The sequence below is a fragment of the Lacticaseibacillus sp. 30 genome (assembly GCF_053819265.1).
Window position 1 is genome coordinate 1 of record NZ_JBSOQX010000046.1, and the last position, 5441, is coordinate 5441.

Genomic DNA, 5441 nt, shown 5'->3' on the forward strand with positions numbered 1-5441 from the left:
AGAGGCTTCAAGTTGGGCGGTTTGGTGGAACAAATTAAAGCTAATAGTCGCACTTTTAGGCGCGGTGATCATTTTAGGCGTGATCGGTTTCGTAATGCGCAGTTTGATGCTTGGCCGAAAGCATTATTTGCTGGAAGTACCGGCTGAAGCCACACAAGTCGTGGTGAAACGAGGTCGACATATACATTCTTTTAAATCAGATCAAACTGGGGTGACTGACATCAGCCTGCCTGGTAATCATTATCGAGTCGCAATTGTCACACCGCTTGGCCGGACTAAGTACAAGGCTTATGTCAAAAAAATTCGGGATAAAAGCTTTCAATTAAAAGAATATCATTAAGATCTTAAAATTTGTTTAATATCCTTTTGGGTTAATTTAAATGAGGAAAGGATCAATATTTTAAGACTGATATTGAGTTTAATAAACTAAAAACGACCAACTTATTAAAACACTATGTCTGTATATTTCAAGCTTTTGAAGTAGGACGATGCAACATGAATGAGTATTAGAAAACCGGTTCATCAAAGATGACTTTCCATAGTGGAAGCCGTCTTTTTTGATATTTAATTTTTATTGGATGATTTGTACCCAATGGCACAAAAAAAGCGTGTCAAAAATCGACACGCTCTAAGTAATGGCATTAACAGTAGGCTATGGTTTCTTAAGAATTCGACGTACTTCCATCACTTCTAAACAAAGTATAACAAAACTGCTTGCTAATGAATACTTAATGACATGAAATAAGCACTGTATGAGTTTGGACACTAAAAAATTCTTCGACTTACTCGGTTGAATTTGTTTTAAGAACCCTAGGCGATTTGAATGCCAGCCTCTAAGGTGTTATCCAATTTATAGATTCGTTCAACATCAATAACCACTACGCCAGCGCGTGGAAAACGGTCAAAAATGTTAGTTTGATCTAAAATATGATTAGCAAAATCATCTGTTTCATGAATATGAGCCGTTCCCTCAAAGCGAAATCCCTGTTGAGCGCCTCTATCAGCAACCGCAAACGCTGCCAAATGGTTGCTTGAGAGATTATCATAGGCTTGCCTGAAGGTATGCTCAAAGTAGATTAAATGTGAGTCATCTAAGACATGTAGTGAGCCCTTGGGACCAACTTGAGGTTTGCCATCTATTCCTGTTGTTGCTAGGAAGGGGAGCTGACTCTTTAACATATTCTTCATTTCTTCTGTAAGATTTACCATTTAATTTTCTCCGATCAACACGACATTACGCTTTCCAATTACTTTTAGTAAGTATATTGCCGATATTCTGTTTTGTCAATATCCTATTTTGTCAATCCTATGTCCCCAGATGAACACCGCAGACTAGGATCGCTGAAAGGTTAACAAGATCCTTTTGCTTGTTAGATTAGTTAGGCAAACGTGTTTATATCCTTGGTCATACTCAGGATAGATGGGCATTGTGAGTGCAACAGGACTTAGTTGCTTGTATGCTAGGCAATGTTGGCCTTGATACAGAGGATCACACTGTTTCTGATCTAGATGATAACCTCGTTTTTCCATTTCACGACGCTGTCCCAATAATTGTTGTCCTGGGAGTTTGTCGAATTAAGTCTTGATGCCACAAACACACGCTACGGCTTCTTTTCTTGCAAACTGATCTTAGTATTTAGGGCAGTTGCATGATTACGGAATTGAACCATTTTATAATGAATCGGCTTTTCTATAAATCTATAGAAAGTGCAGGTAATGGTATTTTCTCCAGATCGGATTGTCTAATCAATTTAATTGATTTTTTTGGTGTGTTTGATTATATTGCTTTTGCAAAGGTACAATATACCTTTTCTCTGCTGCCTTGCGAGCAGCGATGGCATCCTCCATATGAACATATACATGATTTAGGACAAGATGGCCTTGAAAGTACAGCCTTGCGACCCACTTTTGAGCAGTTTTATCCCAACTAACTCCGATAACGCCAGATTTGTTATTGGACCGTTTAAGTGTAGAAGCAACTAAATTTGTTCGATTGATTAGTTGAAAATTCTTGGGATTGCCCATGTATTTTTTAGTCTGGTTATTAGCTTTTATGTTTAATCTGCTTATTTCTGATCGCAAACACCCACAACTGCGAGTGAATCCTTTTTGAAGTCGTTGACTGTCAACAATACATTTATTTCCACATTGACATTGACAGAGCCAAAGCGCGTTTCCATTAGAACTGCTTCCAAAAAAACTAATGACTGTGAGTCGTCCAAACGTTTGATTGGCCAAATCGATACGCTTTTGCATACTAATCCCCCCGTTTGATAAGAAGGCACTTAAAGAGTTGCTTTCAATTGATCTAATCGCCATTGGCACCATGAAATAAAGGCTAATTCGTCAATCTTTGGAATGCCATAGGTTCTAGCATACGTTAACTTTTGAGTGGTAAGTAGTTGATCATAGGGTTTGCTAATAATACCAACCACAAGGATATCGACATTTTTGTCAATCCCGTTGACCGGTTTTGCTCCTAGAATAGTTGCTAACTGTTGTGCCTGGAAACGACGAAAAGATCGCAAACGGCCGGTAAAGAGAATTCGTTTGCCCCTTAAATCTATCATGATGTTTACCTCTCACTACGGGGAACATTTGCTAGATCTTCTGCCTGATACTTTTCGATGCGATATAAGGTTACTGGTGCAATACCTAACATGCGGGCAATTTGTCGCTTGGTCAGCGTTTCATCTCCGTCTTTCTTCCTATTTAAAAGGCGACAGGCTTCTTTATAAATATAGCGTTTTTGACGATTAGGTGAATGAGGACCATATTCGCGAATTTTGCCTTTATATTTGCCCTGGCGTTTGGCAATTTCTATGCCTTGTTGTTGCCGTATCTTAATAGTTTCGCGCTCTTCTTGAGCAATATACTTATATAGTTCGACAATAATTGTCGTAATCAAGTTACGAAGGTTAGGATCTTCAATACTTGCAAAGCTAGGTAGATTTAGAACGTTCAATTGAGCTCCACGATGCCGAATGGTTTCGATGATGTCAGTCAAATCATGAGAATTGCGACCAAGTCGATCAAGGCTCAGTACCACTACTTCATCATCATCACGAATATAGTCTAACATTGCTTTCAGTTGAGGACGATCGGCATTTTTACCTGAAAGCTTCTCTTGAAAGATTTTATTAACACCGGCATCATGTAGCTGTTCAATTTGACGCGCCAGATTTTGATCACGCGTACTAACACGCGCATAACCGATTTTAGACAATTCTAGATCACCTCCGGGTCACTTATATGTAACTAATAATACTTCCTTCTCTCTTTAGTTACAATAGGGTACACCCTATTGTGCTCTTAGTGGTGTCTCTTTTTTAGTCACTCTTTGGTAATCAACGATTCCATATGTTTTATTAACAGTAATTTTAATGATTTGCCCTGATTTAAACGGGCCTATATCGTGCTCATCTGTTTTTAACTTGAGATTCTTTATTTTTCCCTGTGCGTTCTTAGCAGCTCCTTCGTAAGTGTATCCTTGAATCGATATTCCAACAGGTACTTCAACGTTTGAAATAATAGGCTGACTATCAATCTTCATGTAGTAAGAATCACCACCATATTGATACTCAGTGATATAAACCGAAAAAGCAATTGTTGCAACAATTGCAGCCAAAAAGGATGTCAGCCACAGTCTTTCCTTATGATTCTCATTCATGCTACCATCTCCCATGACAGTCTTTGTAAAGTATAGATATGTAGCCTATCTGATGTATTTAGCTTATGGATAACAGCCTTTCCTTGAACTTTTATTTTTTTAAGTTGCTATGCTGTAATGATCGCATAAATTTCTGTTCGTAATTCCAGCATAGGAGTCTTTATTAAAAAAGTTTGTTATGAAGTCTGTCCAAAAGATCACACCCTAAAGAGCCTTTGCGATTACTCTCCACTTTATTTCAATTATCTACTTAGTATTTTCATGGAGATAGAGCTTGTGATGAAAAATTATGCGCTAATCCAAAGGCTCAGGAGGAACTTCAATGTTAGTTTCTTCTATTTTTAAATCACAGTTTTGCATTTGATCCATTATGTCGCGGCTAAAAGAGGCCTGATCCTTAAACGGTATTTTTGTGGCATCAATAGCAAGTTTAATTCGAAATCCAGAAGTCCCTGACACCTCGTAAGAAATCGATTCTGGAAGCCCATATTCCCCATCGTCTATATGATGAGACGCATTAATGGTTGCTTCCGCTTCTTCACTAGCCTGACCACTAATAAAAAATAAATCACCATCTGTATATACATCTTCGATTGAGACCTCGAAATTTTTAAAATCATCAATTTCAGTATCTTCTACACGCATGTCAGGTGCATATTGGCCGTCGTCGTTAATCTTTAATTTAGCAGCTTTACTAATTTCATTATTTGGTAGATTGTAAAATTAATCCGAACGCTGTTCGGACAAAAAAGATCAGCTTCCTTTAAAATGGTGTTTACCACAAACCCATCTTTTAGGAGCTGATCTTTTGTCTAGTATAACCTATTCCGAACGAATTAAAATCGAAACCTTTTGTGAACTAGGGCTGTCCAATATCCAAATGGGCGTTCGGATTAATTTTACAATCTACCATAAGCCTACCGATTTTTTAATATTATTTTATTCATCAATTTTCGGCGCCGACCCAAGCTCTGCCTGAATCATCCAGATTTTCTTCTCAATTGCGGTTTTGAGACCAATGAAAATATCTTGGGTACTGAAGTCTTTTTCAACATCGGATACTTCAATGCCGTGTTGGTAAAGGTCTTCCAAGTAACGATAGCCATCAACTAAGTGTGCGAGGCGTTCTGGGGTTGTTTTGTCCCATTCACCAGGCCAGTCTTGAATCTTAGTGTTTTCGGCCATTTCTTTTAAGGTCGAGTAAGGACTGCCATCAAGCGCAATCAGCCGTTCAGAAATGACATCGAGTTGGCTGTCAATTTCTTCCATGAACTCATCCATCAAGGGGTGCAACTTCAAAAAGTTGGGTCCACGCATGTACCAATGCGTCTGATGGATAATCATTGACATCTGGCTCAAATCGGCAACGAGTTGATTTAATACTGCTTTGGTTTTCGTATATTTCATTAGATTGATCTCCTTTAGATATGGTCATCATAACATAGTGGTAGCTTAATCTGAAACGTTATACACTGGCAAATTAAGTTATTTATAGCCCGTAGAATTAAGTCGTTTTGAAAAGATGGAGACGTTAATTGGTAGATTGTAAAATTAATCCGAACGCTGTTTGGATGTAAGCTGATTCCTGAGACAACTTTTAAGAGAGGGTATAATGAATAAATCATCTCTCAAAAGGAAGGAATTTTTACATGCCAACTCGTTACGACAAAGAATTCAAACAAAACATTATCAACCTATAAGCAAGGCGAATCAGCTGCCCAACTGGCCAGAGAATATGGCATTGGCTATTCAACCGTTCATAAGTGGATCC

General features: G+C 38.3%; 7 protein-coding genes and 2 pseudogenes. 2 read left to right on the plus strand and 7 right to left on the minus strand.

What is annotated here, in order from left to right:
- Positions 1-340: pseudogene (locus ACWPAB_RS14975) on the plus strand (class C sortase); the annotation flags it as partial.
- Between the two features lie 470 nt (positions 341-810).
- On the opposite strand, the gene ACWPAB_RS14980 reads toward ACWPAB_RS14975, so the two are convergent.
- The 6 genes from ACWPAB_RS14980 to ACWPAB_RS15005 form a co-directional block, all read right to left on the minus strand.
- Entirely contained in the window at positions 811-1209 is a 399-nt protein-coding gene (locus tag ACWPAB_RS14980) for a pyridoxamine 5'-phosphate oxidase family protein (RefSeq protein ID WP_016382272.1), read from the minus strand.
- Positions 1210-1746: 537 nt separating this feature from the next.
- Positions 1747-2256 (minus strand): AP2 domain-containing protein, encoded by a 510-nt coding sequence (locus ACWPAB_RS14985; protein WP_016382271.1) that lies wholly within the window; start codon positions 2254-2256, stop codon positions 1747-1749.
- 29 nt (positions 2257-2285) lie between these two features.
- Positions 2286-2570: a BRCT domain-containing protein gene (locus ACWPAB_RS14990; RefSeq protein ID WP_002819966.1), complete on the minus strand. Its 285-nt coding sequence runs from the start codon at positions 2568-2570 to the stop codon at positions 2286-2288.
- Between the two features lie 5 nt (positions 2571-2575).
- A complete protein-coding gene (locus ACWPAB_RS14995) occupies positions 2576-3226 on the minus strand; it encodes a recombinase family protein (RefSeq protein ID WP_003601979.1) in 651 nt (216 codons plus the stop codon).
- Positions 3227-3301: 75 nt separating this feature from the next.
- Positions 3302-3670 carry a YxeA family protein gene (locus ACWPAB_RS15000; RefSeq protein ID WP_003582572.1) on the minus strand — a complete coding sequence of 123 codons (369 nt, stop codon included), beginning with the start codon at positions 3668-3670 and terminating at the stop codon, positions 3302-3304.
- A 294-nt stretch (positions 3671-3964) separates the two neighbouring features.
- Positions 3965-4315, minus strand: coding sequence for a hypothetical protein (locus ACWPAB_RS15005; protein WP_003582569.1), 351 nt, complete (start codon positions 4313-4315; stop codon positions 3965-3967).
- 163 nt (positions 4316-4478) lie between these two features.
- Between ACWPAB_RS15005 and ACWPAB_RS15010 the strand changes: the two are divergent.
- Positions 4479-4568, plus strand: a pseudogene (locus tag ACWPAB_RS15010) (IS30 family transposase); the annotation flags it as partial.
- Between the two features lie 41 nt (positions 4569-4609).
- Here the strand turns inward: ACWPAB_RS15010 and ACWPAB_RS15015 are convergent.
- On the minus strand, positions 4610-5077 hold the full coding sequence (locus ACWPAB_RS15015) for a Dps family protein (protein ID WP_003582565.1): 468 nt from the start codon (positions 5075-5077) through the stop codon (positions 4610-4612).
- Positions 5078-5441: the final 364 nt, after the last annotated feature.

Excerpts from the sequence above, each read along its gene's own strand:
- ACWPAB_RS15015 (WP_003582565.1), bottom strand. The coding sequence starts at position 5,077 with ATGAAATATACGAAAACCAAAGCAGTATTAAATCAACTCGTTGCCGAT.
- ACWPAB_RS15000 (WP_003582572.1), bottom strand. The coding sequence starts at position 3,670 with ATGAATGAGAATCATAAGGAAAGACTGTGGCTGACATCCTTTTTGGCT.
- ACWPAB_RS15005 (WP_003582569.1), bottom strand. The coding sequence starts at position 4,315 with ATGCGTGTAGAAGATACTGAAATTGATGATTTTAAAAATTTCGAGGTC.
- ACWPAB_RS14985 (WP_016382271.1), bottom strand. The coding sequence starts at position 2,256 with ATGCAAAAGCGTATCGATTTGGCCAATCAAACGTTTGGACGACTCACA.
- ACWPAB_RS14980 (WP_016382272.1), bottom strand. The coding sequence starts at position 1,209 with ATGGTAAATCTTACAGAAGAAATGAAGAATATGTTAAAGAGTCAGCTC.
- ACWPAB_RS14990 (WP_002819966.1), bottom strand. The coding sequence starts at position 2,570 with ATGATAGATTTAAGGGGCAAACGAATTCTCTTTACCGGCCGTTTGCGA.